General features: G+C 44.4%; 2 tRNA genes. Both read left to right on the top strand.

The window, feature by feature from the left end:
• Positions 1 to 76 precede the first annotated feature (76 nt).
• Positions 77 to 153 (top strand) — tRNA-Ile (locus WD019_RS21775).
• A gap of 62 nt (positions 154 to 215) precedes the next feature.
• Positions 216 to 291 (top strand) — tRNA-Ala (locus WD019_RS21770).
• The last annotated feature ends 94 nt before the right edge of the window (positions 292 to 385 follow it).

Below are 385 nucleotides of genomic sequence, written 5' to 3'. Positions count from 1 at the left end.
GTGACAACGTCGAAGTCAGCACATCCGTGTGCTAGTCCTGTGCTTTTGTTTAGTTTTGAAAGAACATTTATAATGTGGGCCTATAGCTCAGCTGGTTAGAGCGCACGCCTGATAAGCGTGAGGTCGATGGTTCGAGTCCATTTAGGCCCACCATATACTTCTTTCACATGATTATTTGTTTGCAAGTTAAAGCAGATAATTTTCTTTGTCTCTACGGGGCCTTAGCTCAGCTGGGAGAGCGCCTGCTTTGCACGCAGGAGGTCAGCGGTTCGATCCCGCTAGGCTCCACCATTTCCAGAAAATGCATGTAGACATTTTCGCTATTATCGAGTATGATAATAAAGTCGCTCTTTTGAGCAAAAATTCATGTGTTCCTTGAAAACTA

Source organism: Fictibacillus sp. Mic-4 (genome assembly GCF_049843615.1).
Lineage (GTDB): Bacteria > Bacillota > Bacilli > Bacillales > Fictibacillaceae > Fictibacillus_A > Fictibacillus_A gelatini.
The sequence above is the reverse complement of the archived record's forward strand: the minus strand, read 5'-3'. Positions and strand labels throughout refer to the sequence as shown.